The organism is Pseudomonas asgharzadehiana (genome assembly GCF_019139815.1).
Classification (GTDB): Bacteria; Pseudomonadota; Gammaproteobacteria; order Pseudomonadales; family Pseudomonadaceae; genus Aquipseudomonas; species Aquipseudomonas asgharzadehiana.
Map to the genome: position 1 here is coordinate 2,081,552 of NZ_CP077079.1, position 24,872 is coordinate 2,106,423.

The 24,872-nt window shown below is 59.9% G+C and carries 23 protein-coding genes and 4 tRNA genes; 13 read left to right on the plus strand and 14 right to left on the minus strand.

Translation table 11 applies throughout. From position 1 onward, the window contains the following. Positions 1–44: 44 nt before the first annotated feature. Both KSS96_RS09660 and KSS96_RS09665 read left to right on the plus strand, forming a co-directional pair. Positions 45–120 (plus strand) — tRNA-Glu (locus tag KSS96_RS09660). Between the two features lie 3 nt (positions 121–123). Next, positions 124–199: transfer RNA gene (locus KSS96_RS09665), tRNA-Gly, on the plus strand. 70 nt (positions 200–269) lie between these two features. Here the strand turns inward: KSS96_RS09665 and KSS96_RS09670 are convergent. From KSS96_RS09670 to KSS96_RS09680, 3 genes are all read right to left on the minus strand, one after another. Continuing rightward, entirely contained in the window at positions 270–2,009 is a 1,740-nt protein-coding gene (locus KSS96_RS09670) for a dipeptidase (protein ID WP_065876921.1), read from the minus strand. 208 nt (positions 2,010–2,217) lie between these two features. Then, positions 2,218–3,957 (minus strand): dipeptidase, encoded by a 1,740-nt coding sequence (locus KSS96_RS09675; RefSeq protein WP_135196745.1) that lies wholly within the window; start codon positions 3,955–3,957, stop codon positions 2,218–2,220. A gap of 125 nt (positions 3,958–4,082) precedes the next feature. Continuing rightward, positions 4,083–4,709: an alanyl-tRNA editing protein gene (locus tag KSS96_RS09680; RefSeq protein WP_017529778.1), complete on the minus strand. Its 627-nt coding sequence runs from the start codon at positions 4,707–4,709 to the stop codon at positions 4,083–4,085. An 88-nt stretch (positions 4,710–4,797) separates the two neighbouring features. Here KSS96_RS09680 and KSS96_RS09685 point away from each other — a divergent pair, with 88 nt between their 5' ends. After that, positions 4,798–5,730, plus strand: a complete 933-nt coding sequence (locus KSS96_RS09685; RefSeq protein ID WP_017529779.1) for a LysR family transcriptional regulator — start codon at positions 4,798–4,800, stop codon at positions 5,728–5,730. A gap of 62 nt (positions 5,731–5,792) precedes the next feature. Here KSS96_RS09685 and KSS96_RS09690 read toward each other — a convergent pair whose 3' ends face one another. Beyond that, positions 5,793–6,200 (minus strand): PA2817 family protein, encoded by a 408-nt coding sequence (locus KSS96_RS09690; protein ID WP_065876924.1) that lies wholly within the window; start codon positions 6,198–6,200, stop codon positions 5,793–5,795. Between the two features lie 75 nt (positions 6,201–6,275). After that, entirely contained in the window at positions 6,276–8,723 is a 2,448-nt protein-coding gene (locus tag KSS96_RS09695; RefSeq protein WP_065876925.1) for an acyl-CoA dehydrogenase, read from the minus strand. Between the two features lie 189 nt (positions 8,724–8,912). Here KSS96_RS09695 and KSS96_RS09700 point away from each other — a divergent pair, with 189 nt between their 5' ends. From KSS96_RS09700 to KSS96_RS09715, 4 genes are all read left to right on the plus strand, one after another. Beyond that, complete coding sequence (locus tag KSS96_RS09700) at positions 8,913–9,572, plus strand: transglutaminase-like domain-containing protein (RefSeq protein WP_217856046.1); 660 nt, start codon at positions 8,913–8,915, stop codon at positions 9,570–9,572. 55 nt (positions 9,573–9,627) lie between these two features. Next, positions 9,628–10,245: a glutathione S-transferase family protein gene (locus KSS96_RS09705; protein ID WP_017529783.1), complete on the plus strand. Its 618-nt coding sequence runs from the start codon at positions 9,628–9,630 to the stop codon at positions 10,243–10,245. A gap of 135 nt (positions 10,246–10,380) precedes the next feature. Then, entirely contained in the window at positions 10,381–11,313 is a 933-nt protein-coding gene (locus KSS96_RS09710; RefSeq protein WP_017529784.1) for an ABC transporter ATP-binding protein, read from the plus strand. Further along, a complete protein-coding gene (locus KSS96_RS09715; protein ID WP_017529785.1) occupies positions 11,310–12,089 on the plus strand; it encodes an ABC transporter permease in 780 nt (259 codons plus the stop codon). Before KSS96_RS09710 ends, KSS96_RS09715 begins: the two co-directional genes overlap by 4 nt. 134 nt (positions 12,090–12,223) lie before the next feature. Here the strand turns inward: KSS96_RS09715 and KSS96_RS09720 are convergent, their stop codons facing one another. Then, positions 12,224–12,763 carry a TetR/AcrR family transcriptional regulator gene (locus KSS96_RS09720; RefSeq protein ID WP_017529786.1) on the minus strand — a complete coding sequence of 180 codons (540 nt, stop codon included), beginning with the start codon at positions 12,761–12,763 and terminating at the stop codon, positions 12,224–12,226. Positions 12,764–12,854: 91 nt separating this feature from the next. Between KSS96_RS09720 and KSS96_RS09725 the strand changes: the two genes are divergently transcribed. The 4 genes from KSS96_RS09725 to KSS96_RS09740 all read left to right on the plus strand — a co-directional run bounded on the left by KSS96_RS09725 (position 12,855) and on the right by KSS96_RS09740 (position 17,588). Next, positions 12,855–14,048 (plus strand): MFS transporter, encoded by a 1,194-nt coding sequence (locus tag KSS96_RS09725; RefSeq protein WP_068932414.1) that lies wholly within the window; start codon positions 12,855–12,857, stop codon positions 14,046–14,048. Positions 14,049–14,090: 42 nt separating this feature from the next. Further along, the gene (locus tag KSS96_RS09730) at positions 14,091–14,402 is read left to right on the plus strand and encodes a cupin domain-containing protein (RefSeq protein ID WP_068932413.1); all 312 of its coding nucleotides are present in this window, start codon (positions 14,091–14,093) and stop codon (positions 14,400–14,402) included. 106 nt (positions 14,403–14,508) lie between these two features. Beyond that, the gene (locus KSS96_RS09735; protein ID WP_217856048.1) at positions 14,509–15,657 is read left to right on the plus strand and encodes a TDT family transporter; all 1,149 of its coding nucleotides are present in this window, start codon (positions 14,509–14,511) and stop codon (positions 15,655–15,657) included. A gap of 56 nt (positions 15,658–15,713) precedes the next feature. Further along, positions 15,714–17,588, plus strand: coding sequence for an MFS transporter (locus KSS96_RS09740; RefSeq protein ID WP_017529790.1), 1,875 nt, complete (start codon positions 15,714–15,716; stop codon positions 17,586–17,588). A gap of 88 nt (positions 17,589–17,676) precedes the next feature. On the opposite strand, the gene sugE is transcribed toward KSS96_RS09740, so the two are convergent. From sugE to rdgC, 3 genes are all read right to left on the minus strand, one after another. Continuing rightward, complete coding sequence (gene sugE / locus KSS96_RS09745) at positions 17,677–17,991, minus strand: quaternary ammonium compound efflux SMR transporter SugE (RefSeq protein ID WP_017529791.1); 315 nt, start codon at positions 17,989–17,991, stop codon at positions 17,677–17,679. 105 nt (positions 17,992–18,096) lie between these two features. Continuing rightward, complete coding sequence (locus KSS96_RS09750) at positions 18,097–19,062, minus strand: bile acid:sodium symporter family protein (RefSeq protein ID WP_135196743.1); 966 nt, start codon at positions 19,060–19,062, stop codon at positions 18,097–18,099. A gap of 91 nt (positions 19,063–19,153) precedes the next feature. Then, entirely contained in the window at positions 19,154–20,074 is a 921-nt protein-coding gene (gene rdgC / locus KSS96_RS09755; protein ID WP_017529793.1) for a recombination-associated protein RdgC, read from the minus strand. 159 nt (positions 20,075–20,233) lie between these two features. Here rdgC and KSS96_RS09760 point away from each other — a divergent pair. Further along, positions 20,234–20,309, plus strand: a tRNA-Val gene (locus KSS96_RS09760). 19 nt (positions 20,310–20,328) lie between these two features. Continuing rightward, a tRNA-Asp gene (locus KSS96_RS09765) sits at positions 20,329–20,405 on the plus strand. Positions 20,406–20,562: 157 nt separating this feature from the next. On the opposite strand, the gene KSS96_RS09770 is transcribed toward KSS96_RS09765, so the two are convergent. From KSS96_RS09770 to KSS96_RS09790, 5 genes are all read right to left on the minus strand, one after another. After that, a complete protein-coding gene (locus KSS96_RS09770; protein ID WP_116079454.1) occupies positions 20,563–21,174 on the minus strand; it encodes a LysE family translocator in 612 nt (203 codons plus the stop codon). A 227-nt stretch (positions 21,175–21,401) separates the two neighbouring features. Next, a complete protein-coding gene (locus KSS96_RS09775; protein ID WP_017530575.1) occupies positions 21,402–22,763 on the minus strand; it encodes a purine-cytosine permease family protein in 1,362 nt (453 codons plus the stop codon). 5 nt (positions 22,764–22,768) lie between these two features. After that, positions 22,769–23,446 (minus strand): cysteine hydrolase family protein, encoded by a 678-nt coding sequence (locus KSS96_RS09780; RefSeq protein ID WP_068932406.1) that lies wholly within the window; start codon positions 23,444–23,446, stop codon positions 22,769–22,771. 91 nt (positions 23,447–23,537) lie between these two features. Then, positions 23,538–23,690, minus strand: a complete 153-nt coding sequence (locus KSS96_RS09785) for a hypothetical protein (protein ID WP_017530573.1) — start codon at positions 23,688–23,690, stop codon at positions 23,538–23,540. A 65-nt stretch (positions 23,691–23,755) separates the two neighbouring features. Next, positions 23,756–24,799 carry an LLM class flavin-dependent oxidoreductase gene (locus KSS96_RS09790; RefSeq protein WP_217856050.1) on the minus strand — a complete coding sequence of 348 codons (1,044 nt, stop codon included), beginning with the start codon at positions 24,797–24,799 and terminating at the stop codon, positions 23,756–23,758. Between the last annotated feature and the right edge of the window lie 73 nt (positions 24,800–24,872).

The window sequence follows — 24,872 nt, forward strand, 5'->3', positions numbered from 1 at the left end:
AGGCCTCTGGGCACTGAGATACACACCATGTGTTTCAGTAGCGTGTCCCCTTCGTCTAGTGGCCTAGGACACCGCCCTTTCACGGCGGTAACAGGGGTTCGAGTCCCCTAGGGGACGCCATTTGCGGGAATAGCTCAGTTGGTAGAGCACGACCTTGCCAAGGTCGGGGTCGCGAGTTCGAGTCTCGTTTCCCGCTCCATATTCAACAAAAACGCCGATCAGTGATGATCGGCGTTTTTGTTTGTGCTTGATTTATAAAGACCTCGTCGTCAGAGCTTGGGCATTTGCCCGATTCGCCCCATCATCTCGGTCACGTTCTGCAAATCCAGGAGGAACTGGTCGACTGTCTTGAATTCACCGTTGGTGTGGCCGGTATATTTGGTATCGAGTCTGGCAAGGCCGAATTGCACGCCGTTGGGCAGGTCATGGACCGATGTAGCGGCTGCGGACGCGCCGAACTTGGGCTCCATGCCAAGGTTCTCGGTGGCCACGGCCAGCAATGCTTTGACCCATTCACCCTCGGGGTTGCGGTGCATCGGCTCGGCAATCGAGCAATCGATGGTCATCGCCACCCCGGTCTGTTGGCTCCAGGCTTGCAGCTTTTCATCGATATCGGTTTTGAGTGCTTCTGTGGCCCTGCCCTTCGGCACTCGCAGATTGACCGTCACGGTGAAAGCTCTTTCGTCCATACCGATATAGGTCAAGGAGGTGGTCAGTGGCCCCATGAATGTATCGGTAAAGCCAATCCCCAGTTTGTTGCCCAGATAATCCAGGCCCCAGTTGTCGGTGGCGTAGCGCGCTGCGTCAGTGATGTGGTTGCGCTTGAGGGCGATTTTTCCCGCCAACTCGTGGATCAGGCCCAATATCCTGGCGACGGGGTTTACACCTGACTCGGGTTCCGAGGAATGGGCCGCAACCCCCGTAACCGTTAGCTTGACGTCCTTGCCGACGACCTCGGCGGTCACCTCGAAGTCGCCGCCATTGCCCTTGGCATAGTCGGCGCCAGTCTTTTGCAGGACGGCCGCCAATTGTGCCGGGTTGTCATCGGCAAAAGTCGCGACGGCCGTCCGCGGGATCTGGTTCGCGGCAAGTCCTCCCGTCACGGAGGTGATTTCGGCGCCCTTGCCCTGTGCGTCGCGCCGGGGGAAATGGGTAACTAGCGTGCCGTAGCCCTTCTCGGCGATCACCACGGGATAGCCGCCATCGAGTGCGATGTTGTAGTTGGGGGTTGGGTTGCGTGAAAAGTAGTAGGCGATCGCATCGCCGGCGATCTCCTCGGTGGTATCCACCAGTAGTTTGAAACTGCGTACCTGCGGCAGTTGTTCTTCCTTGATGACTTTCATTGCATATAGCGCCACGACGATCCCGTTTTTGTCATCCTCCGTGCCTCGGCCATACAGGCGGTTACCTACCTGAGTAACCTGGAATGGATCGAGGCGTGTGCCGTCTTCAAGCACCCAGTCCTCTGGATTGGCTGGTACCACGTCGGCATGCGCATGGATTCCCACGACCTCGTTGCCGCTATCGCCCAAGGATATTTCATATACGCGGTTGTCGACGTTGCGAAATGTCAGGTTGAACGATCGGGCAATGCGTTCGAGGGTGTAGGCGAACCGAAGGAACTCGGGATTTTCATGCTGAGCGACGCCTTCCACGCGGAAGGTTGGGATGGCCACCAGTTCACCCAGGGTATCGATGGCTGCATCACGGTATTTGAGTCGTGCATACAAGCCAAGCAGTCGATGAAGCTGGTTTTGCTGCTCGTTGGTAAGGTCCTTGGCATCGAGGAAGGCATTGATTGCCGGTGCGAGTGTTTGGCTGACGGCGAGGCTGCTGGTGCCCAGGCGTCTCAGGAACTCACGAAAATCGGTGAACGATGTCTCACTGAAAGTCGAGAGAATGACTGAACTCTGCTGCTGGGTAATGTTGGCGTATGTGGGCAGGGAGAATGTTGAAAGGCTGCCGGCGAGCGCAGTGGCGGCGAGCAGTGCTTTGAGTGGGTTGTTCATTATTATGGCACTCCTATCTGCGTAGGTAGTTGGAGAGGCCTGTCGAAACTAGCACCCAATGCCATGGAAAGTGGTGTCGAACAGCAGCCTGAAAGACTCATAGGGGCTGAGGTCGAGCAAAACAGGAGGTTTCCTACGCATGTTCTGCCCAGACAAGAACGCCGCTCTGAGGGGGAGCGGCGTTTTCATATGGGTGAGAGCAGAGGTTTCAGAGTTTCGGCAACTGCCCCACACGCCCCATCATTTCCGTGACGATCTGCAGGTCCAGCAAGAACTGCTCGACCGTCTTGAACTCATTGTCGGTATGCCCGGTGTACTTCACCTCCGGCCGCGCCAGGCCGAATTGCACGCCGTTCGGCAGCTCATGCACCGAGGTTGCGCCGGCCGAGGTGCCGAACCTGTGTTCCATGCCCAGGTTTTCACTGGCTACCGCGAGCAAGGCCTTCACCCATTCACCTTCCGGGTTGCGGAACATCGGCTCGGCGACCGAGTAAGTGAAGTTCACGTTGACCTTGGTCTGCTTGTCCCAGGCGCTCAGCTTCTCGGCGATCTGGGCCTTGAGTTTCTCCGGGGACTTGCCCTTCGGCACCCGCAGGTTCACCGCCAGCTTGAAAGTGTTGTCATCCAGGCCGACAAAGGTCAGTGAGGTGGTCAATGGCCCCATGAATTCATCGGAGAAACCCACGCCCAATTTACCGCCCAGATAATCCAGGCCCCAGTTATCGGACGCATACCGCGCAGCGTCGGTGATGTGGTTGTGCTTGAGGGCGATCTTGCCGTCGACGCTGTGGATCAGCTCCAGCATGCGCGCCACCGGGTTGATACCGGATTCCGGCTCGGAGGAGTGGGCCGACACACCGGTGACGGTCAGTTTGACGTCCTTGCCATCGACCTTGGCGGTGACCTCGAAGTCGCCCCCGTTGCGCTTGGCGTATTCGGTGCCGGCCGTTTGCAGGCTGGCCGCCAATTGCGCAGGCGTGTCGCTGATAAAGGTGGCGACCGAGGCCGACGGAATCTGGTTGGTCGCCATGCCGCCCGTCATTGCGACGATTTCTGCACCTTTGCCTTCGCCCGTGCGACGCGGGAACGTGGCCATGACGGTGCCATACCCCTTCTCGGCAATCACCACCGGGTAGCCGCCATCCAGCGCCAGGTTGTATTGCGGTGTGGGGTTGTGTTCAAAGTAATAAGGGATCGCGTCGCCGGAGGTCTCCTCGGTGGTGTCCACCAGCAGCTTGAAGTGGCGCGCCAGCGGCAGCTTTTCTTCTTTGATCACCTTCATCGCGTACATCGCTACCACGATGCCGTTCTTGTCGTCCTCGGTGCCGCGACCGTACATGCGGTCGCCGATCAACGTGACCTTGAACGGGTCGAGTTTGGTGCCGTCCTTGAGCACCCAGTTTTCCGGCGTCACCGGCACTACGTCGGCGTGTGCGTGAATGCCGACCACTTCGTCGCCGCTGCCTCCCAGCGAGATTTCGTACACGCGGTTATCGACGTTGCGGAAGTCCAGGTTGAAGGTCTTGGCCAGGGCCTGGATCTTGTCGGCGATCTTGAGGAACTCCGGGTTTTGGTATTGCGGCACGCCGTCCACATTGAACGTCGGAATTTCCACCAGCTCGCGCAGGGTTTCCAGGGCTGCCTTGCCGTATTTCACCCGCGTATAAATGCCCAGCAGGCGGTTGATCTCGTTTTGCTGGTCGGCGCTCAAGGTTTGGTTATCGAGGAAGGCGCCGATCGCCGGGCCCACGTCATCGGTTTTGCCCAGGTCGCCCTTGGCCAGGGTGCCGAGGAAACCACGAAAATCGGTGACGGACGTTTCGTTGAACTGTTTGAGAATCGCCGTACTTTGTGACGGCGTGATATTAGCGAAGGCGGGCGAGGTCACTAACGAAAGGCCAGCCGCGAACAGGGTGGCCGCCGCCAATTGCTTGAGTGGAAAGTGCATTGTTGAAAGCATTCCTTTGCAAGGTGGGAGTAGGGCGTTTCTGATCGATCTGTCAGAAACATTTCTACACACTACCACTACTCGGGTGGCCATGGTCAAGGCTGGCCAGGGTATGGCCACACCCCTCAATCGAGGGTGTAACGCACCGACAGTGCGCCCTTTTTCTCTGATAAGGCCAGGATCGTCACTTGGCCCAATTCGCTGAGCGTTTGCACGTGGGTACCGCCGCAGGCATAGACGGGCAATTCACCGAAGCCCACTTCACGGGTGCCGTCTTCCAGGGCCGTATGGCGTGGGAAGTCCGCCGCGATCCATTGGTTGACTTGCTGTTGAATCACTTCGGCATTCATCGCTTGAGCGGCCTCGCCGCGGATAAAGGTGATTTTGCCTTCACCTGGCCAGTGGTGCGCCTTGATCGGCTTCCAGCCCAGGGTTTCACCAGCGTTGCCGATCAAGTGCCCGGCCGAATGCAGGCGGCTATGCAGGGCGCGGCGTTGTGCATCGACGCGCACGGTGATTGGCCCGGGCGCCACGGGTTGGTCGAGGTAATGCACCACGCAATCGGCCTCAAGGGCCACGCGCAGTACGTTGCTTTCGCCGAGCTGGCCGGTGTCGAAGGGCTGGCCGCCGCCCTGCGGGTGAAAAATCGTCGACCGCAGGATCACCGCAAACTGGCCCTCGCGGGGTATGCAACTGATCACTTCAAGTTCGGCGGTCAGGTGGTCATGGGTGAAAAACAGGCGCTCGGTCATTTCTACATCCGCATCAGGGTTCTGTGGGCAGTATAAATAGTGCGCCGATGAGTGATAATCCGCGCAATTATCAATGGACCTATGCGTCATGAGCATCAATCTTCCTTTGCCGCTACTGGGCGAAATGGCAATTTTCGTCAAAGTGGTGGAAACCGGCAGCTTCTCCGAAGCGGCGCGACAGTTGAGCGTTTCGCCGTCGGCGGTGAGCCGCAGTATTTCGCGCCTGGAGAAGGCCCTGGCCACGCGCTTGCTGCAACGCACCACGCGCAAATTGCGCCTGAGCGAAGGCGGTGAAGAAGTCTTCAAGCGCTGCAAGGAGATGGTCAGTGCGGCGCGCTCGGTAATGGAGGTCAGTGGCCAGTTCACTCATGAAGCCGAGGGCCTGGTGCGGGTCAGCGTGCCCAAGGCGGTGGGGCGGTTTGTGGTGCATCCGCATATGCCGGCGTTCCTGCGGCGCTATCCCAAGGTGGATGTGCAGTTAATCCTAGAAGACCGGCATGTGGACCTGATCGACGATAACGTCGACCTGAGCATCCGCATTACCGACAGCCCGCCGCCGGGGCTGGTGGGGCGACAGTTGTTGCCGATCGAGCATTTGCTCTGCGCGACGCCGCACTATCTGGCCGAACACGGCACGCCGGCGCATCCCCATGATTTGCTGCAGCACAGTTGCATTTACCTTGGCGAAACCCCGGCTGACTCACGCTGGAAATTTCGTCAGGGCGGCAAGGCCGTCACCGTCGGCGTGCGCGGGCGCTATGCGGCGAATCACACCGGCGTGCGGCTGGATGCGGTGTTGCAGCATGTGGGTATCGCTAGCCTGCCGTACTTTACGGCGCGTCATGCGCTGGAGGAGGGGCGATTGGTCCAGGTGTTGCCAGGGTGGGATTTTATTGCGTCCTACCATGGCGACGCATGGTTGCTGCATTCGCCCACGCGCTACCTGCCGCCGAAGTTGCGGGTGTTTATCGACTATCTGGTGGAGTGCATGGCGAAGGAGCCGACATTGCGTCGACGGTAGAAACGCAATGGAAATGTGTGCGGGCGTGCTCGCACACAGACTGGAATTCAGCATTCTCCAGATCAGTGCTTGCTCTGATCCTGGGGCATCGCCATCAACTGCTTTTCCTGGTTCCAATCGAACGGTTCGTCGTTCTGTTCGGCTTCATAGCGACGCTCTTCCAGGGCCTGGTACAGGTCCAGTTCTTCGTCGGGCATAAAGTGCAGGCAATCGCCGCCAAAGAACCACAGCAGGTCGCGCGGCACCAGGTGGGCAATTTGCGGGTAGCGCAGGATGACCTGGCTCATCAGGTCTTGGCCCAGGTACTGGCTCTCGATCGGGTCGATGGGCAGCAGAGCGCGCAATTCGTCAAAGCGCTCCAGGAACAGGGTGTGGCTTTCCTCGGGCACCTGTTCGGCTTCGCCGACGGCAACCAGGATGCTGCGCAGGTGGTCGAGCAAGACGAGATGATCGGCAACGACGTTGGACACGAGATAAGTCCTCTAAAGCAAAAACGGGCGCGAGAGTATATAGCTCAAGCGCCCGTATTTATATGACCGCTCGACTCAGCGGGTTTTGCCCTCTGCCTGGCTCAGTTCTTCCTTGCTGAAATCATCCACGTCGATCACCTTGCGTCGCGCCGCTTCGGCGTCACGCAGGGCCTGCGCTTCGGCCGGTTGCAGCACGCCGGCGTGCAGCGCGGCGTCAATGGCATGCTCGCCGGCGGCCGGTTTGACCTGGCCGCTTTTCAGCGCGGTGTGGAGTTTTTTCTGCAGCGGATGGCTGGCGCCGAGCAGATCGTAAGCCTGTTGCAGCGCGCCTACCGGATCGTCCGCCGATTGCGGGCGGTAGCAGCCGGCCAGCAATTCTTCCAGGGTCGGGTCGCCTTTGGCGCGGCCGATCACCGCAGCCACTTGGGCATCCAGTGCATCCGACGGCCCGGTGTGGCGACGGCCGAACGGGAACACGATCACCCGCAGCAGGCAGCCGAGCACCTTGTTCGGGAAGTTGCTCAGCAGTTCATCCAGTGCGCGTTCCGATTCGCCAAGGCTTTCTTCCATGGCCCAGGCAAACAGCGGTTCCAGATGGTCGGGCGAATCCAGGTCGTAATAACGCTTGAGCGCCGCCGACGCCAGGTACATGTGGCTCAGCACATCGCCCAAGCGTGCCGACAGGCGTTCGCGGCGTTTCAGCTCGCCGCCCAGCAGCATCATGCTCAAGTCGGCGAGCAGGGCGAACGCGGCGGCCTGGCGATTGAGTGCACGGAAATAGCCTTGGCTCAAGCGGTTGCCGGGGGCTTTCTCGAAATGCCCAACGCCGAGATTCAGTACCAGGGTGCTGGCAGCGTTGCCCACGGCAAAACCAATATGCTGCATCAGCAGGCCATCGAACTCTTTCAGCGCCTGGTCGTGGTCTTCACGACCGGCCAGGGCCATTTCCTTGAGCACGAACGGATGGCAGCGGATGGCGCCCTGGCCGAAGATCATCAGGTTGCGCGAGAGGATATTCGCGCCTTCCACCGTGATGAAAATGGGCGCGCCTTGCCAGCTGCGGCCCAGGTAGTTGTTCGGGCCCATGATGATGCCCTTGCCGCCGTGCACGTCCATGGCGTGGCTGATGCACTCGCGGCCGCGCTCGGTGAGGTGGTATTTGAGGATCGCCGACAGCACTGAGGGTTTCTCGCCCAGGTCGACGGCGTTGGCGGTGAGCATGCGGGCGCTGTCCATCAGCCAGGCGTTACCGCCGATACGCGCCAGGGCTTCCTGGATTCCTTCGAAAGCCGACAGCGGCACATTGAACTGCTCGCGCACCTGAGCATATTGGCCGGTCACCAGGCTGGTGAACTTGGCCGCGCCGGTGCCGACCGCCGGCAGGGAAATTGAACGGCCTACCGACAGGCAATTCATCAGCATCATCCAGCCCTTGCCGAGCATTTCCTGGCCGCCGATGAGGTAGTCCAGGGGGATGAACACATCCTTGCCGGAGTTGGGGCCGTTCATGAAGGCGGCGCCGAGCGGCAGGTGGCGACGGCCGATTTCCACGCCAGGGGTATCGGTAGGAATCAACGCGAGGCTGATGCCCAGGTCTTCTTCTTCACCCAGCAGGTGGTCCGGGTCATAGGCCTTGAAGGCGAGCCCGAGCAAGGTCGCGACCGGGCCGAGGGTGATGTAGCGTTTTTCCCAGTTCAGGCGCAGGCCCAGGGTTTCCTGGCCTTCCCATTCACCTTTGCAGATCACGCCGGTGTCGGGCATGGCGCCTGCGTCGGAGCCCGCCAGCGGGCCGGTGAGGGCGAAACACGGGATGTCGTCGCCACGCGCAAGGCGCGGCAGGTAGTGGTTGCGTTGCTCATCGGTGCCGTAATGCAGCAACAGTTCGGCCGGGCCGAGGGAGTTGGGCACCATCACAGTGGACGCCAGGTCGCCGCTGCGTGTGGCCAGCTTCATCGCGACCTGGGAGTGGGCGTAGGCGGAGAAGCCCTTGCCGCCGTATTCCTTGGGGATGATCAGGGCAAAGAAACCGTGGGTCTTGATGTGCTCCCAGGCGGCGGGCGGCAGGTCCATGGCCTGGCCGATTTCCCAGTCGCTGACCATGGCGCAGAGTTCTTCGGTGGGGCCGTCGATGAAGGCCTGTTCTTCTTCGGTCAATCGGGCCTTGGGGTAGGCCAGCAATTTGTCCCAGTCGGGGCGACCGCTGAACAGCTCGCCGTCCCACCACACGGTGCCGGCGTCGATGGCGTCGCGCTCGGTTTCGGACATCGGCGGCAGGACTTTCTGAAACCAACTGAACAGTGGTTTGGTGAAGTATTGGCGGCGCAGGTCGGGCAGCAACAAGGGCGCGGCGACGATGGCGATCAACACCCAGAAGATCAGCAGCAGCCAACCCGGTGCATGGCTCCAGGCCCCCATCGCCAACAAGTAAACGGCAACCACGCCCAAGGCGGGCAGGGGCGCCGTGCGGCGGTGCGCCAGGTAAGCAACGCCGACCACCAGAACCAGTATCCACAACAACAGCATATTCAATCCTCCGTGAACCAGGGCGAAACCACCAAGGAGCTTAGTCGGCATCCTAGAAAGCGCGGTGGTCGGGGTGTAACGAGTTGTACGGGAGGCAACGATCAGCAGGCGCCGACATTTGGCCGAATCGTCGTTATCTCTGCGGCAGGCCGGTCGTTAGACTTCAGGCTTGCTTTGGAGATAAAGCTCATGGAAAGGTATCTGAGTCCCAGCCGCTTCATCGATAGTGACCACCCTGCGGTGGTGGAGTTCGCCGAAAAAAACCGCGGAACCCATGCGAATTTACGTGACCAGGCAGTCAGTCTCTATCTCGCCGTACGCGAGGCTGTGCGCTACAACCCCTACACCTTCAGCCGCGACCCCGGCACGTTGAACGCCAGCTTCGCCCTGGCTACCCGCGAGAGCTACTGTGTGCCCAAGGCCACCTTGCTCGCCGCCTGCGCCCGCCATTGCGGTATCCCCGCGCGCATCGGCCTGGCGGATGTGCGTAATCACCTGTCGACCCCGCGTCTGCTCGCGTTGCTCAAGAGTGATGTGTTCGCCATGCACGGTTACACCGAGCTGTACCTGGACGGTGGCTGGGTCAAGGCCACGCCTGCGTTCAATCAGCAATTGTGTGAGCTATTCGATGTGCCGCCGCTGGAATTCGATGGGGTTAACGACAGCGTGTTCCATGCGTTCAATCGTCAAGGCCAGCGTTCGATGGAGTACGTGCTGGACCATGGGCAATTTGCCGATGTGCCCGAAGAAATGTTCTTCGCCCATATTCAGAAATGTTACCCGCACCTGTTTGCCGAACACATGCCGAGCCTGCTGGGCGACTTGCAGAGCGATTTAAGCCGTGGGTGAACCGGCGTATGCTGCTGCGTTCATCAAGCCATGTTCACCACAATAAGGCGCGGTCATGCTGAAGATCTGGGGTCGTAAAAATTCATCCAATGTCAGGAAAGCACTGTGGTGCGCCGAGGAGCTCGGCCTGGACTATGAGGCAATTGATGCGGGCGGGGCGTTTGGTGTGGTCGATACCCCGCAGTACCGGGCGCTGAACCCCAATGGCCGGGTGCCGATGATTCAGGACGGCGACTTTGCGTTGTGGGAGTCCAACACCATTGTGCGTTACCTCTGCGCCAAGCACGCGTCGGCGTTTTACCCAAGCGACCTGCAAGCCCGTGCCAATGCCGAAAAGTGGATGGACTGGACCACCTCGACCCTGGCCGAGCCCTTCAAGATCGTGTTCTGGGGGGTATTGCGTACCCCCGCAGAAAAACAGGACTGGCACGCCATCCACGCAGGACGCCAAGCCTGCATTGATGCGCTCCAGACGGTCGAGCAGGCCCTCGCCGGGCAGCCTTACCTGTCCGGCGACGCTTTCGGCATGGGGGACATCCCCTTGGGCTGTTTCATTTACGCCTGGTTCGAAATGCCCATCGAACGTCCTGCAATGCCCCATCTAGAGGCTTGGTACCAACGCCTGCAGCAGCGGCCGGCGTATCGCAAAGCGGTCATGACCGTGTTGACTTAATACTGACTATTAATACAGGTGACTGTACTTGTGCGACGCGGGCACGCACCATGCTCGCCATGCGCCGCAGGTTGAACTACCTGCGGTGCGCCCTCATCTATTCTTTCTATTCCCTTCTTTGGTGCGTATTCCGATATGAGTTCCGCTCTGTCCATCCGGCAGCTAACCAAAACCTACGGCAACGGTTTCCAGGCCCTGAGTGGTATCGATCTGGACGTCGCCGAAGGTGACTTCTTCGCCTTGCTCGGCCCCAACGGCGCAGGTAAATCCACCACCATCGGTATCCTCTCGACCCTGGTGAACAAGACCAGCGGCACGGTGAATATTTTCGGTCATGACCTGGATAAATCCCCGGCGGCGCTCAAGCGCTCTATCGGCGTGGTGCCCCAGGAATTCAACTTCAACCAGTTCGAAAAGACCTTCGACATCGTCGTGACCCAGGCCGGTTACTACGGCATCCCGATGAAAGTCGCCAAGGAACGCGCCGAGCAATACCTGACCCAACTGGGCCTGTGGGACAAGCGCGATGTGCCTTCGCGCTCGCTGTCCGGTGGTATGAAACGCCGCTTGATGATCGCCCGCGCACTGGTGCACGAACCGCGCCTGCTGATCCTCGATGAGCCCACCGCCGGCGTGGACATCGAGCTGCGTCGCTCGATGTGGACCTTCCTCACCGAGCTGAACGAGAAGGGCATCACCATCATCCTCACCACCCATTACCTGGAAGAGGCTGAGCAGCTGTGCCGCAATATCGGCATCATCGACCACGGCACCATCGTCGAGAACACCAGCATGCGTAACCTGCTGGGCCAGTTGCATGTGGAAACCTTCCTGCTCGACCTGAAGAACAATCTGTCGGTGCCGCCGCAACTGCTCGGCTACCCGAGCCGCCTGGTGGACAGCCACACCCTGGAAGTCCAGGTCGACAAAGCCATGGGCATTACCGCGCTGTTCACGCAGTTGGCAACCCAGAACATCGAAGTGCTGAGCCTGCGTAACAAAACCAATCGCCTTGAGGAGTTGTTCGTGTCCCTGGTGGAGAAAAATCTGACGAAGGTGGCGGTATGAGTTCCGAACTGCAACCTAACCTCGTTGCGCTGCAAACCATCGTCTACCGCGAAGTGAAGCGCTTTACCCGGATCTGGCCGCAGACGTTGCTGCCGCCGGCGATCACCATGGTCCTGTATTTCGTGATCTTCGGTAACCTGATCGGTCGGCAGATCGGCGACATGGGTGGTTTCACCTACATGGAGTACATCGTGCCGGGCCTGATCATGATGTCAGTGATCACCAACTCCTACGGCAACGTGGTGTCGAGTTTCTTCGGCAGCAAGTTCCAGCGCTCCATCGAAGAATTGATGGTGTCGCCGGTGTCGCCGCACACCATTCTGATCGGCTACACCTTGGGTGGCGTGCTGCGCGGTTTGATGGTCGGGGTGATCGTGACGCTGTTGTCACTGTTCTTCACGCAGCTGCAAGTGCATCACCTCGGGGTGACGATTCTGGTGGTGGTGCTCACGGCGACGATCTTCTCGTTGCTGGGGTTTATCAACGCCGTGTTTGCACGCAACTTCGATGATATTTCGATCATCCCAACCTTCGTGCTGACGCCGCTGACCTACCTGGGCGGCGTGTTCTATTCCATCACCTTGCTGCCACCGTTCTGGCAGACCGTGTCACTGGCCAACCCGGTGCTGCACATGGTCAACGCCTTCCGCTACGGCATCCTGGGTGTGTCGGATATCAAGATCAGCGTGGCGATCACCTTCATGATCGTGGCCACCGTGGTGTTGTATATCGGTTGCGCGCGGTTGCTGGTGAGTGGGCGTGGGATGCGTACGTAAGTACTGATCTGAACGCGGTAAAAAATGTCGGAGGGGGCTTACATCCCGATAGCGGTGGCGCAGTCAAAACTATGTGGACTGTTACACCGCCATCGGGGGCAAGCCCCCTCCCACATTTGGTTTTGTATGAGGCCTTATGACTTCAGCGCCAGCTCGATCAGCTCGTGCAGTTGTTCAACTTCCAACGGTGCGCTTGAAAACAGAATGCGAAACACCGTCGGCGCCGCCAGCAGGTTGATCAAACGGTCCACGCTCGGTGGCGCCTGGTCCGGGTAGCGGTCGACAATCGCCTGCAACTGCCCACTCAAGATGCTCACGCAATATCCTGGCGTCACGCTGCACTGCACGTCACGCATCATGTTGCGCCCCGGCGCCGAACTCATTTCATCCAGATATTGCTCGGCCCAGGCTTGCAGGTCACCGCGCAGGCTGCCGGTGTTGGCCGGTTCGCTGTCGGGGCGCATGCGCGCCAGGGCCACGTCGGCGAGCAGCACCGACAGGTCGCCCCAGCGTCGGTAGATGGTCGACGGGGTGACGCCTGCGCGCGCGGCTATCATCGGCACGGTCACGCTCGTGCGTTCATGGGTCTCCAGCAGTTCGCGCACTGCCGAATGAACGGATTCTTGTACCCGGGCACTACGGCCTCCCGGGCGGAGGCCTTCTTTAATCACCATGTTTGTGACCTTAACACAAAGAATTTGCTTTAAGTGCTGGCCGGTCGCACACTCCACAAAAGCAAAATATTAGCTTTAGCGGAGCGTGCCCATGCCCAACCTGACGTCTCATCGTTCCAGTCTGGTGTTCCTCGCGATCACCTTGCTCACATTCCTGGCCGCCTCCAGCGCGCCGACGCCGTTGTACCCTCTGTATCAGGAAGGCCTGCATTTCTCGGCAGGCATGCTCACGCTGATCTTTGGCGTGTACGCCTTGAGCCTGCTGGCGGCGCTGCTGACCGTGGGGTCGTTGTCGGACCATCTGGGGCGCAGGCCGGTGATTTTTGCCGCGCTGGTCCTGAACATGCTGGCGATGCTGCTATTTATCAATGAAAGCAGCGTGGCCTGGCTGATTGCCGCGCGTACATTGCAGGGCTTTGCCACCGGCATGGCCACGGCGGTGCTGGGGGCGGCGTTGCTCGATAACGATCGCCAGCAAGGGCCGCTGATCAACAGTGTGGCGCCGATGTTGGGGATGGCGTGCGGGGCGATGGGATGCAGCCTGCTGGTGGAGTTTGCACCGTTCCCGACCACCTTGATTTATGCGGTGCTGTTCAGCCTGATGCTGTTACAAGCCTTGTATGTAGTGCGCTTGCCGGAAACCGTCAGCCGGATACCGGGAGCGCTGGCCTCGCTGTGGCCCACCTTGCACGTGCCGGCCCAGGCTCGCCGCGCGTTATGGGTGGCGTTGCCGGTAGACGTCGCGGTATGGGCCATGGGAGGTTTTTATCTGTCCCTCGCGCCGTCGCTGGTGCGGGCGGCGACCGGCTCCACATCCCATCTGATCGGTGGCGGGTTGGTGGCCGTGCTGACATTGAGCGCAGCGCTGATGATCTACAGCCTGCGCAATCGCTCGGCCGACAGGCTCCTGCGCCTGGGGGCTGTATTGCTGGCGGTGGGTGTGGCGTTGATCCTGAGCGCTGTGCACGCCGGCAGCTTGCCGTTATTTTTTGTCGCCACGCTGATCGCCGGCAGTGGCTTCGGAACCGGGTTCCTTGGGGCTGTGCGCAGCGTCGTACCGCTGGCCTTGCCCCATGAGCGGGCGGGTTTGATGTCGGCGTTCTATGTGCTGAGTTACCTGGCGTTCTGCGTGCCATCACTGTTGGCGGGTAATCTGATCCGCAGCGTTGGTTTAATTGCCACTACGGATGCGTATGGGGCGCTGTTGATCGGGCTGACACTCAGTGCCTTGGTCGCGCTGCTCATGCAGGATTCTTCCAGGCGCAAGGCGACATCCAGCCCTTGATCCGGTAATAATCGCCGATTCAAAAAGCCGTGAGATTCAAGCATGAAGATCATTCGCAGCAAGGACTTCACCGGCAGCCGTGCCTGGGAAGCATTGGATATTGCCAACATGAACGGCATCACCACCCGTTTGCACTGGACCGACCAGCCGTATCGCTGGCACACCAACGACGGTGAAGAAGTGTTTGTGGTGCTGGATGGGCGGGTAAACATGTACTACCGCGACCATGGGTTGGAGCAGGTGGCGGAGCTGGCGGTGGGGGATATTTTCTACGCCAGCGTCGGCACCGAGCACGTGGCTCATCCCCAGGGCCCTGCGCGAATTCTGGTGATAGAAAGCGAGGGCAGTGTTTAGCGCTTATCGGCAAAATAGATAACAGTTAGAGATATTACCCGTTATATAGATATTCGATCAGGTTCTACCATGGTCCCACCCTCATGCGAGGAAGAGGATTGCCATCATGACCTGCTCGACTACTGCCCGCTTCAAACCCTTCAGCCACCTGACCCGCCTTCGGGAAGTGATTCGCCAGTTCACCCCCAACTGGTTTGCCGCGACCATGGGCACCGGGGTGCTGGCGCTGGCCTTGGCGCAGTTGCCCGTCACTCTGCCAGGTGTGCAGGCGCTCGCCGAAGGGCTTTGGCTGTTGACCATTGGCCTGTTCCTGCTGTTCAGCGTTTTGTATGCGGCGCGGTGGGTGATGTTTTTTCACGAGGCGCGCCGGATCTTCGGGCATTCCACGGTTTCGATGTTTTTCGGCACCATTCCCATGGGCCTGGCAACCATTCTTAACGGCTTGTTGCTGTTCGGCCTGCCGCGCTGGGGTGCCGATGTGATTCCGCTGGCCGAAGCGCTGTGGTGGCTGGACGTGGCCATGGCGCTGGCCTGCGGTGTGCTGATCCCGTTCATGATGTTTACCCGTCAGGAACACAGCATCGACCAGATGACCGCCGTGTGGCTGCTGCCTGTAGTCGCCGCTGAAGTCGCCGCAGCCAGCGGTGGCTTGCTCGCGCCACACCTGGCAGATGCCCATGGGCAATTGGTGATGCTGGTGACCAGCTACGTGCTATGGGCGTTTTCCCTGCCGGTGGCGTTCAGCATCCTGACTATCCTGATGCTGCGCATGGCCCTGCATAAATTGCCCCACGCCAATATGGCCGCGTCGAGTTGGCTGGCGCTCGGTCCCATCGGCACCGGGGCCCTTGGGATGTTGTTGCTGGGCGGCGATGCTCCCGTCATCTTTGCCGCCAATGGCTTGCCCGGCGTCGGTGAAATTGCCGGCGGCCTTGGCCTGATCGCGGGTATCACCCTGTGGGGCTTCGGCCTGTGGTGGATGCTGATCGCAGTGCTGATCACCCTGCGTTACTTGCGCGCCGGTATCCCGTTCAACCTCGGTTGGTGGGGGTTTACCTTCCCATTGGGGGTGTATGCCCTGGCCACGCTGAAACTGGCAGCCGTGCTGCACCTGGGCTTCTTCGGCGTAATGGGCTGCGTGTTGGTAGCGGCCTTGGCGCTGATGTGGTGGGTTGTCGCCAAGCGCACCGTGCAAGGCGCCTACAAAGGTGAGCTTTTTGTTTCACCCTGCATTGCAGGATTAGGGAATAAGTAAGCGCGATTAGGTAAAGTCGTGGCCTGATAAATAAAGGCCACGCAGGAACACGGACGATGAGCCACCCCTCGCAATTTACCTTGCTGCGCACACGGCGCTTTTTGCCGTTCTTCGTTACCCAGTTGCTGGGCGCTTTCAACGACAACATCTTCAAGCAGTCGTTGATCCTGGCCATTCTCTACAAGCTCACCATCGACGGTGACCGCTCTATCTGGGTCAACCTGTGCGCGCTGCTGTTTATCCTGCCGTTTTTCCTGTTCTCGGCGTTGGCCGGGCAGTTTGGCGAGAAATTCAACAAGGATGCGCTGATCCGCGCGATCAAGATCGGCGAGATCGTGATCATGGCCGTGGGCGCCACAGGCTTCCTGACCAACCATCTGGAGCTGATGCTGCTGGCGCTGTTTGCCATGGGCACGCACTCGGCGCTGTTCGGCCCGGTCAAGTATTCGATCATGCCCCAGGCCCTGCACGACGACGAGTTGGTGGGCGGCAACGGCTTGGTGGAAATGGGCACCTTCCTGGCTATTCTGGCCGGCACTATCGGTGCGGGAGTGATGATGTCGTCCGCCCACTATGCGCCTGTGGTGTCCGTGGCGATTGTTGGCGTCGCGGTGCTGGGTTACCTGGCCAGTCGCAGCATTCCCCGTGCGGCGGCGTCGACCCCGCAGCTGCGCCTGGACTGGAACATCTTCACCCAGTCCTGGGCCACCTTGCGCATGGGCCTGGGCCAGACGCCGGCGGTGTCGCGCTCGATCGTCGGCAACTCATGGTTCTGGTTCGTCGGGGCGATCTACCTGACGCAGATCCCCGCGTACGCCAAAGAGTGGTTGTATGGCGACGAAACCGTGGTGACGTTGATCCTCACCGTGTTTTCGGTGGGTATCGCCCTCGGTTCGATGCTCTGCGAGAAACTTTCCGGGCGTAAGGTGGAAATCGGCCTGGTGCCCTTTGGCTCATTCGGCCTGACGGTGTTCGGCCTGTTGCTGTGGTGGCATTCCGGCGGCTTCGTGCAGAACATCCAGGCCAACGACTGGCTGGCGGTGCTCAGTGTCGGTCAGGCGTGGTGGGTGTTGTTCGATATCCTCGGCCTGGGGGTGTTCGGCGGTTTCTATATCGTGCCGCTGTATGCGCTGATCCAGTCGCGTACCGCCGAGCACGAGCGCGCACGGGTGATTGCCGCCAACAACATCCTCAACGCGCTGTTCATGGTGGTGTCGGCGATTGTGTCGATCGTGCTGCTGAGCGTGGCCAAGCTGTCGATCCCCGAACTGTTCCTGGTGGTGTCGCTGCTCAACGTCGCGGTCAACACCTACATCTTCAAGATCGTCCCCGAGTTCACCATGCGTTTCATGATCTGGCTGCTCAGCCATTCCATGTACCGGGTGGAACATCGCAACCTGCAGGCCATTCCTGATGAAGGCGCGGCGTTGCTGGTGTGCAATCACGTGTCGTTTGTCGATGCATTGTTGATTGGCGGCGCAGTGCGTCGGCCGATTCGTTTTGTCATGTACTACAAGATCTACCGCCTGCCGGTACTCAATTTTATCTTCCGCACCGCCGGCGCGATTCCGATTGCCGGGCGCAATGAAGACATCCAGATCTACGAAAAGGCCTTCACACGGATTGCGCAGTACCTGAAGGACGGCGAACTGGTGTGCATCTTCCCGGAAGGCAAGCTGACCGCCGATGGCGAGATGAATGAGTTTCGTGGCGGGGTGACACGCATTCTGGAAGAGACGGCGGTGCCGGTGATCCCGATGGCGTTGCAGGGGCTGTGGGGAAGTTTCTTCAGTCGCGATCCAAACAAGGGGTTTTTCCACCGGATTTGGTCGCGGGTGGTGTTGGTGGCCGGGGAGCCGATTGCCGCGCAGGCTGCAACGCCTGTGCAGTTGCAGGCTGTGGTGGGCGGTTTGCGGGGGAGTGTCCGGTAGCCCTGCATGGGTTGGGTCGGCCTCATCGGGAGCAAGCCCCACATTCACACATCAAAATGTGGGGCTCGCTCTGGGAAGCGGCAGTGGCCTAAGTGCTGATCTTGAGACCAATGAGCCCGCAAATGATCAAGGCCACACTGGCCAACCGAAACAACGCCATGGATTCACCAAACAGGACAATGCCCGCAATCACCGTACCCACGGCGCCTACGCCAGTCCATACGGCATAGGCGGTACCCAGTGGCAGCTCTTTGACTGCCAGCCCCAGCAGGCCGAGGCTGATGGCCATGGCGACAATCGTGAGGGCAGTGGGCAGCGGCTTGCTGAAACCGTCGGTGTACTTAAGGCCCACGGCCCAGCCGACTTCGAACAACCCGGCAAAAAACAGAATGATCCAGGACATGATGACCTCGCTTCTTCAGGCGGGGTCGTCCCCGGATTCAACGCTCGTTGGCGTCGCGAGGTCGTCCCCGCGAAGCCCGTAGAGTGCCGAAAACGGATCGGGCGATCAAGTTTGCGGAGTGTTCTCCACCATGCGCCGGTCTTCCTTTTCGCTCATGCCACGGAAGTAGGTCGACAGCAATGCCCCGGAAATATTGTGCCAGACGCTGAACAGCGCACTCGGCACCGCCGCCAGTGGCGAGAAGTGCGCGCTGGCCAGCGCAGCGCCCAGCCCGGAGTTCTGCATGCCCACCTCCAGCGCCAGCGACTTGCGTTGCGCCAATGGCAACCTGAACACGCGGCCTGTGAAGTAACCCAGCAAGAAACCGAAGCTGTTGTGCAACATCACCACGGCCATGATCAACAGGCCCGACTCGGCGATCTTCGCCTGGCTGGCGGCAACCACCGCCGCAACGATGATCACGATGCTGATCACCGACACCAGCGGCAACACCTCCACGGCATGACGCACCCGCTCGCCGAGCAGGCGTTGTGCAACCACGCCGAGCACGATCGGCAGCAGCACCACTTGCAGGATCGACCAGAACAGTTCCATGAACGACACGGGCAACCAGGCCGAGGCCAGCAGCCAGATCAGCGCCGGCGTGAGCAGTGGGGCGAGGAGGGTGGTGACGGCCGCGATGGCCACCGACAGCGCCAAATCGCCGCGTGCCAGCCACGTCATTACATTGGACGAGGTGCCGCTTGGGCAGCACCCGACGAGGATCACGCCGACGGCTATTTCCGGCGGCAGGTGGAACACTTGGCACAACAACCAGGCCACGCCCGGCATGATCACAAAGTGCGCAACCACGCCGAGCGCCACTCGCCATGGGTGGCGCGCGACTTCGGCGAAGTCATCGAGTTTGAGGGTCAGCCCCATGCCGAACATCACCAGGCCCAGCAGCGGGACGATGGCGCTTTTCAGGCCGATGAACCAACCGGGTTCAAGGAAGGCCAGCACGGCAAAAATCAGCACCCAGTAGGCGAAGGTATTGCCGACGAAGCGGCTCAGGGCGGCGAGTGCGCGCATGGGGATGTCCTTGTTATCAGATTCTTGAAGTTGAACACCTATCAAATGTGGCAGGGAGCAAGCCCCCTCCCACAGTTTGATTCACATGGCTTTAAATGCCCTGTGGGGTCTCTTCGCCGCCCAACGCTTCAACCAACGCCGGCAGGAATTCGCCGAAGGTCAGCATCATCAGGGTAAAGCTGGCATCCAATTGGCCCAGGGCCTCGTCGCCGCCATCCTGTTCCGCCTGGTCTTGCAACAGGTCTTCGAACTTCAGGCGTTTGACGGTCATTTTGTCGTCGAGCATGAAGGACAGCTTGTCCTGCCACGCCAGGGACAGTTGCGTCACGACCTTGCCGGTGGTCAGGTGCAGTTGGATCTCTTCGCCGGTCAGGTCCTGGCGCTTGCAGCGCACGATGCCGCCGTCTTCATGAGTGTCGCGCAGTTCGCACTCGTCGAGGACAAAAAAGTCATCGGCTGGTTTTTGGGTGGTCACCCAGTCGGTCATGATCGCCGTCGGTGCGGTTTTTACGGTGAGTGGGCGTACCGGCAGGGTGCCGATCACTTCACGCAGGGTCGACAGCAAGTCTTCGGCGCGTTTGGGGCTGGCCGAGTTCACCAGGATCAAGCCTTGTTTCGGCGCGATGGCGGCGAAGGTCGACGAGCGACGGATAAACGCGCGCGGCAGGAAGGCCTGGATGATTTCATCCTTGAGCTGGTCGCGTTCCTTCTTATAGACCTTGCGCATCTGCTCGGCCTCGATCTCTTCGACTTTCTCTTTGAGCGCGTCACGTACCACGCTACCCGGCAAAATGCGTTCTTCCTTGCGTGCGGCGATCAGCAAGAAATCTCCGCTGACGTGTACCAGGGGAGCGTCTTCGCCTTTACCAAAAGGCGCGACGAAACCGTAAGTGGTCAACTCCTGGCTTGCACAAGGGCGCGCCAGTTTGGTGGCCATTGCAGTCTCCAACGCCTCGGCATCAACAGGCAGATCTTGGGTCAGGCGATAGATAAGCAGGTTCTTGAACCACATGGGGTGAGTCTCTCCTTTATACAAAGGGGGGCATTATTCTCTTGATAACGCCCCAGGCCAACCCTGCCTAAGCCATTGGAAGGCCTCAAAAAAAAGATTTAAGAAAGTGCTTGCCAGACCCAGGGTCGCTCCGTAGAATGCGCGCCACACCGAGACGAAGGGTGATTAGCTCAGCTGGGAGAGCATCTGCCTTACAAGCAGAGGGTCGGCGGTTCGATCCCGTCATCACCCACCATTCGCTTCATGTGTTACGCGCAGCGGTAGTTCAGTCGGTTAGAATACCGGCCTGTCACGCCGGGGGTCGCGGGTTCGAGTCCCGTCCGCTGCGCCATATTCGGTAACCTGGAACGCTGAACGCCAGGTCACCACAGAAAGCCCGCTCATTGAGCGGGCTTTTTTTCGTCTGCAGCATTGCGCATTTCATCCTTGATGCAAAAGGCCAACCTGGGGCGGCGTAGACTTCAACGGTGAACATTGCTGCAAGCAGATCAGTGTGAAACAGCCATCCAGCCCGCACAGCCAGTCATTACGCCGGCGGATGTTCTGTTCAGACGCTTCATTGCCTTGGGTGACTGGAGGGCGCACTTGATTCGCGATGCGGTAACCAGGTAAGCCAATTGGATGGTCAGATCAATCCCAATGCCGAGTGCGGTGATAAAGAGGACTTCGGGCCAGGACAGAGCCGTCAGATCAAATGCATGAGGCAACACCGCGCCGAAAAATACCACCGCCTTTGGATTGCTCAGGGTCAGCACAGCGCCTGCAAGAAGGCCTCGGCCCACTGAGCGCTTGGGAGGTGCTTGAGGTTGTTCGGTGCTCTTGCACCATAGGCTCCATGCGATGAACAGAATAAAGGCAACACCCAGCCATTTCACCGCGATGAACACATGCTCGAACTGCAGTGCCAGCGCCGCAAGACCGAGGGTGGCAACCACCAGCCAGGCCGCATTTCCCAGCACCATACCGCCGATGAAGGGTATCGTAGACCTTGCGCCGCGCGACACCACTTGGCCGAGCAGGGCTCCCTGAGCAGGGCCGGGGATTGCGGCTGCAATGGCGAATGGCACGACAAATAACCAGATTGAAGCAGTAGCGCTCACGTTCGAAGCCTCCCTATTGCCTGGTACATAAAGCGAAATATTCGCACCGGGTGAGCAGCGAAACAACACGGTCGTTTGCTCCCTGTGCCCCGATCAAGACCTCGATCCGAAAACAGACCTGATCATCGAGGCATCGTTGCGCCCCGATGATCCATCACAAACCTGCGAGCAAGGGCATGTTGGCTACCGATCGATGTTGGCCTTACACCTGCTGCCCTGCCTCACACTCAAGACATCTCGCCCACCCCCTGGGCACGCTTGCCGAGTTTCATCAGCCAGTAGTAACTCAGGGCGGGTACCAGCAACCCGACCATCCACGCCAGGTCTACGCCATCCAGGGCGTTGGCCACCGGGCCGACATACAACGTGGTGTTCATGAAGGGGATTTCCAGCGCGATCGCCAGCACGAAACTGCCGCAAGCGATCCAGTTGATGCGCCCGTAGATCCCGTCCTTGTCGAAGATGTCATCGATCCGGTACTGCCCTTTGCGCAGGCAGTAGTAATCCACCAGATTGATTGCCGTCCAAGGGATCAGGAAGTAGCTCATGAAGAAAATGAAATTGAGGAAAAAGTTGATGAAGTCGTCCTGACTGATGGTGCACAAGGCTGTGGCCACCAGGCTGATCAGCAGCATGAACAGGCCGCGTACACGAGGTGTCACCTTGAGCTGGGCAAAGGGTTCGATCACGGTGATGGTCGACATAAAGGCGCCGTACAGGTTGAACACATTGATCGACACCTGGCCATAGACGATGAAGGCGAACAGCAGCAGCGCGCCGCTCCCAAACAGGCCGGCGATATGGCTGCCGACGTTACTGGAAAAGCCCGTGATACCGACGCTGAGAATCGCCCCTAAAATCATCATCCAGGCACCGCCGCTGACCGTGCCGACGTAGCTGTACCAGAACACTTTTGCGGTTGGCGTGCTACTCGGCAAGTAACGCGAGTAGTCGGCCACGTACGGCGCGTAGGACAGTTGCCAGGTCACGGCGATGCTCACCGCCACCAGGAACTTCGACAACGAGAAGTCGGTTGGCAGCCATTGCTCCGCAGGAATTGGCAACTGGAGCGCTGACACGGTCGCGCCGATAAACACCAGCAGCGAAAGGATCGACAGCAGCTTCTGCAAGCGGTGAATCAGGCGATAACCGTAGAGCGCGACGACAAAGCACAATGCCCCGATCAGGTAGATGTTGCCGGTGGCCGGCAACGGGCTGACGGACTCCAATGCCTGGGCGGCGAGCAAGGTGTTGCTGACGAAAAACCCCAGGTAGATCAGCATCACGAACAGCAGCGGCAATACCGCCCCCAGCACGCCGAATTGCGCCCGGCTCTGGATCATTTGCGGGATGCCCAGTTTCGGTCCCTGGGCAGAATGGGAGGCCATGAAAATGGCCCCCAGCAGCGAACCGATGATGATCGCCAGCGCGCTCCAGAACAGATTGAGCCCCATCACGACCGGCAACACGCCGGACGCAATGGTCGTGATGTTCATGTTGGCGCCAAACCAGATGAAGAACAGCGAGCCGGGTTGGCCATGGCGTTCAGCCTCAGGGATGAAATCGATGCTTCTTTTTTCAACTTGCATGGCGATTACTCCTGAGTCCGGGCGAGGTGGGTTTGCAAGCGGGCGATGGTGCGTTCCAGCTCATGGGGCTGGTGGGCGAACAGGTCTGGGCGCTCGGGGATCAGGCTTAGATAATCGCGGTTCTCCAGGGCTCGCAGGCATTCGGCGCCGGTGAGGATTTCCATGGCGTAGATCCAGTTGGCCATCATCAGCAGCGCCGAGTAATGCCCCGCCAGTGTGGTCGTGGTGCAGGCATCGCTGACCAGCCGAATCTGATAACCCAGGGCGAAGGCGTCGAACACCGTGCTGAGCACGCAAACATCGGTCAACACGCCGCAGACGATCAGGGTATCGACCCCGAGCGCCTTGAGCCGGCCATCCAGGTCGGTGCGGTGGAAGGCGCTGTAACGGCTCTTGTCGATAACGAGCTCATCAGGCTGCGGCGCCAAAAGTTCGAGGATTTCCACTTGGCGGGTGCCCGCGCGATAGCTGCTGGGGCCGCCGTCGGCCGCCCGCGGTTCGCCGCGCGGCAGGTTACTGCCGTCGGCCTGGTTGATGTGACGGGTATAGATGACAGGCACCCGCTGGCGGCGGGCGGTCTTGAGCAGGGCGACGGTGTTGGCCGCCACGGTGTCGAAGTGTTCCAGGACGAATCCGTCCTCCTGCTGCATGTCGATGATCAACAGCGCGTTTTTATTATTCATTGAGCAAACCTGATCATGGGCCGAAGCACAAAGCACCGGGCACGCCTCGTTTTGAAGAGACGCGGGTGCGTGAATTCCAGTTCGGGTCAGCTCAATAAACGGGTTGCCAGAAACCGTTCTGCTTGGCAGTCACGCTGGCGCGCAGGCGCTTGAAATGCAGATGTGAAACGGTCGATTCGCCGCGCAGGTAAGCCTGCTCGGCGCCGGAGGGAAGGGCGAGTGATGGGCGGCGATCATTGATCATTGGAATCGACCCTACACGTCAGGCGGCCCCTGGCTTTGCGTCCGAGGGGCCGGGGTGGTGGACTTTCAGCGGAACGCCGGGACCACGTGTTTGATGAACAGCTCCAGGGATTTTTTCTTTTCCGCGTGAGGCAGGCTGTTATCGCACCAGAAGCTGAATTCGTCGACACCCAATTGCTGGTAGTACTTGATGCGCGGGATGATTTCTTCCGGGGTGCCGATCATGGCGGTCTTGTGCAGGCTCTCCAGTCGGAACTCCGGGCGCTCGGCGAACTTCTCTTCCGGGCTCGGTTCCAGGAAGCCGTTGACCGGCGTTACCTTGTTGCCGAACCAGGCATCGAAGGTGCGATAGAAACGCGAGATCGCCTTGGCCCCGACTTTCCAGCCCTCGGGGTTGTCGGCCGCGTGAACGTGGGTGTGACGCAGCACCATCAGTTGCGGGCGTGGCACGTCCGGGTTGTTATCCAGCGCGGCCTGGAATTTGTTCTTCAGATCGAGGACTTCTTCGTCGCCCTTCATCAGCGGCGTGACCATGACGTTGCAGCCGTTGGCCACGGCGAAGTTATGCGAGTCCGGATCGCGAGCGGCGATCCACATAGGCGGATTAGGCTTCTGGATCGGCTTGGGCACGCTGGTGGAGGTCGGGAATTTCCAGATATCGCCATCGTGGGCGTAATCGCCTTGCCACAGGGCGCGCACCACCGGAACCATCTCGCGCAGCGCCTGGCCGCCGGAGGAGGCGGGCATGCCACCGGCCATTCGGTCGAACTCCACCTGATAAGCGCCACGGGCCAGACCGACTTCCATGCGACCGTTACTGATCACGTCCAGCAAGGCGCATTCGCCCGCGACCCGCAACGGGTGCCAGAACGGCGCGATGATGGTGCCGGCGCCGAGGTGAATGGTGGTGGTCTTGGCGGCCAGGTAGGCCAACAGCGGCATCGGGCTCGGCGAGATGGTGTATTCCATGGCGTGGTGTTCGCCGATCCAGACGGTGCTGAAACCACCCGCTTCGGCCATCAGGGTCAGTTCGGTCAAGTCGTCGAACAGCTGACGGTGGCTGACACTTTCGTCCCAACGTTCCATGTGCACGAACAGGGAAAACTTCATGACGCTTACCTCGGATCTTTTGTTGTTGGCCTGTCGATCGGGAGTCGGCTGGCGGCTTATTGAATAATCGAAA

What these genes read in the sequence shown, in the direction of transcription:
- KSS96_RS09670 (WP_065876921.1), bottom strand. Translation starts at nt 2,009, where the DNA reads ATGAACAACCCACTCAAAGCACTGCTCGCCGCCACTGCGCTCGCCGGC.
- KSS96_RS09675 (WP_135196745.1), bottom strand. Translation starts at nt 3,957, where the DNA reads ATGCACTTTCCACTCAAGCAATTGGCGGCGGCCACCCTGTTCGCGGCT.
- KSS96_RS09680 (WP_017529778.1), bottom strand. Translation starts at nt 4,709, where the DNA reads ATGACCGAGCGCCTGTTTTTCACCCATGACCACCTGACCGCCGAACTT.
- KSS96_RS09685 (WP_017529779.1), top strand. Translation starts at nt 4,798, where the DNA reads ATGAGCATCAATCTTCCTTTGCCGCTACTGGGCGAAATGGCAATTTTC.
- KSS96_RS09695 (WP_065876925.1), bottom strand. Translation starts at nt 8,723, where the DNA reads ATGCTGTTGTTGTGGATACTGGTTCTGGTGGTCGGCGTTGCTTACCTG.
- KSS96_RS09700 (WP_217856046.1), top strand. Translation starts at nt 8,913, where the DNA reads ATGGAAAGGTATCTGAGTCCCAGCCGCTTCATCGATAGTGACCACCCT.
- KSS96_RS09705 (WP_017529783.1), top strand. Translation starts at nt 9,628, where the DNA reads ATGCTGAAGATCTGGGGTCGTAAAAATTCATCCAATGTCAGGAAAGCA.
- KSS96_RS09710 (WP_017529784.1), top strand. Translation starts at nt 10,381, where the DNA reads ATGAGTTCCGCTCTGTCCATCCGGCAGCTAACCAAAACCTACGGCAAC.
- KSS96_RS09715 (WP_017529785.1), top strand. Translation starts at nt 11,310, where the DNA reads ATGAGTTCCGAACTGCAACCTAACCTCGTTGCGCTGCAAACCATCGTC.
- KSS96_RS09720 (WP_017529786.1), bottom strand. Translation starts at nt 12,763, where the DNA reads ATGGTGATTAAAGAAGGCCTCCGCCCGGGAGGCCGTAGTGCCCGGGTA.
- KSS96_RS09725 (WP_068932414.1), top strand. Translation starts at nt 12,855, where the DNA reads ATGCCCAACCTGACGTCTCATCGTTCCAGTCTGGTGTTCCTCGCGATC.
- KSS96_RS09730 (WP_068932413.1), top strand. Translation starts at nt 14,091, where the DNA reads ATGAAGATCATTCGCAGCAAGGACTTCACCGGCAGCCGTGCCTGGGAA.
- KSS96_RS09735 (WP_217856048.1), top strand. Translation starts at nt 14,509, where the DNA reads ATGACCTGCTCGACTACTGCCCGCTTCAAACCCTTCAGCCACCTGACC.
- KSS96_RS09740 (WP_017529790.1), top strand. Translation starts at nt 15,714, where the DNA reads ATGAGCCACCCCTCGCAATTTACCTTGCTGCGCACACGGCGCTTTTTG.
- sugE (WP_017529791.1), bottom strand. Translation starts at nt 17,991, where the DNA reads ATGTCCTGGATCATTCTGTTTTTTGCCGGGTTGTTCGAAGTCGGCTGG.
- KSS96_RS09750 (WP_135196743.1), bottom strand. Translation starts at nt 19,062, where the DNA reads ATGCGCGCACTCGCCGCCCTGAGCCGCTTCGTCGGCAATACCTTCGCC.
- rdgC (WP_017529793.1), bottom strand. Translation starts at nt 20,074, where the DNA reads ATGTGGTTCAAGAACCTGCTTATCTATCGCCTGACCCAAGATCTGCCT.
- KSS96_RS09775 (WP_017530575.1), bottom strand. Translation starts at nt 22,763, where the DNA reads ATGCAAGTTGAAAAAAGAAGCATCGATTTCATCCCTGAGGCTGAACGC.
- KSS96_RS09780 (WP_068932406.1), bottom strand. Translation starts at nt 23,446, where the DNA reads ATGAATAATAAAAACGCGCTGTTGATCATCGACATGCAGCAGGAGGAC.
- KSS96_RS09785 (WP_017530573.1), bottom strand. Translation starts at nt 23,690, where the DNA reads ATGATCAATGATCGCCGCCCATCACTCGCCCTTCCCTCCGGCGCCGAG.
- KSS96_RS09790 (WP_217856050.1), bottom strand. Translation starts at nt 24,799, where the DNA reads ATGAAGTTTTCCCTGTTCGTGCACATGGAACGTTGGGACGAAAGTGTC.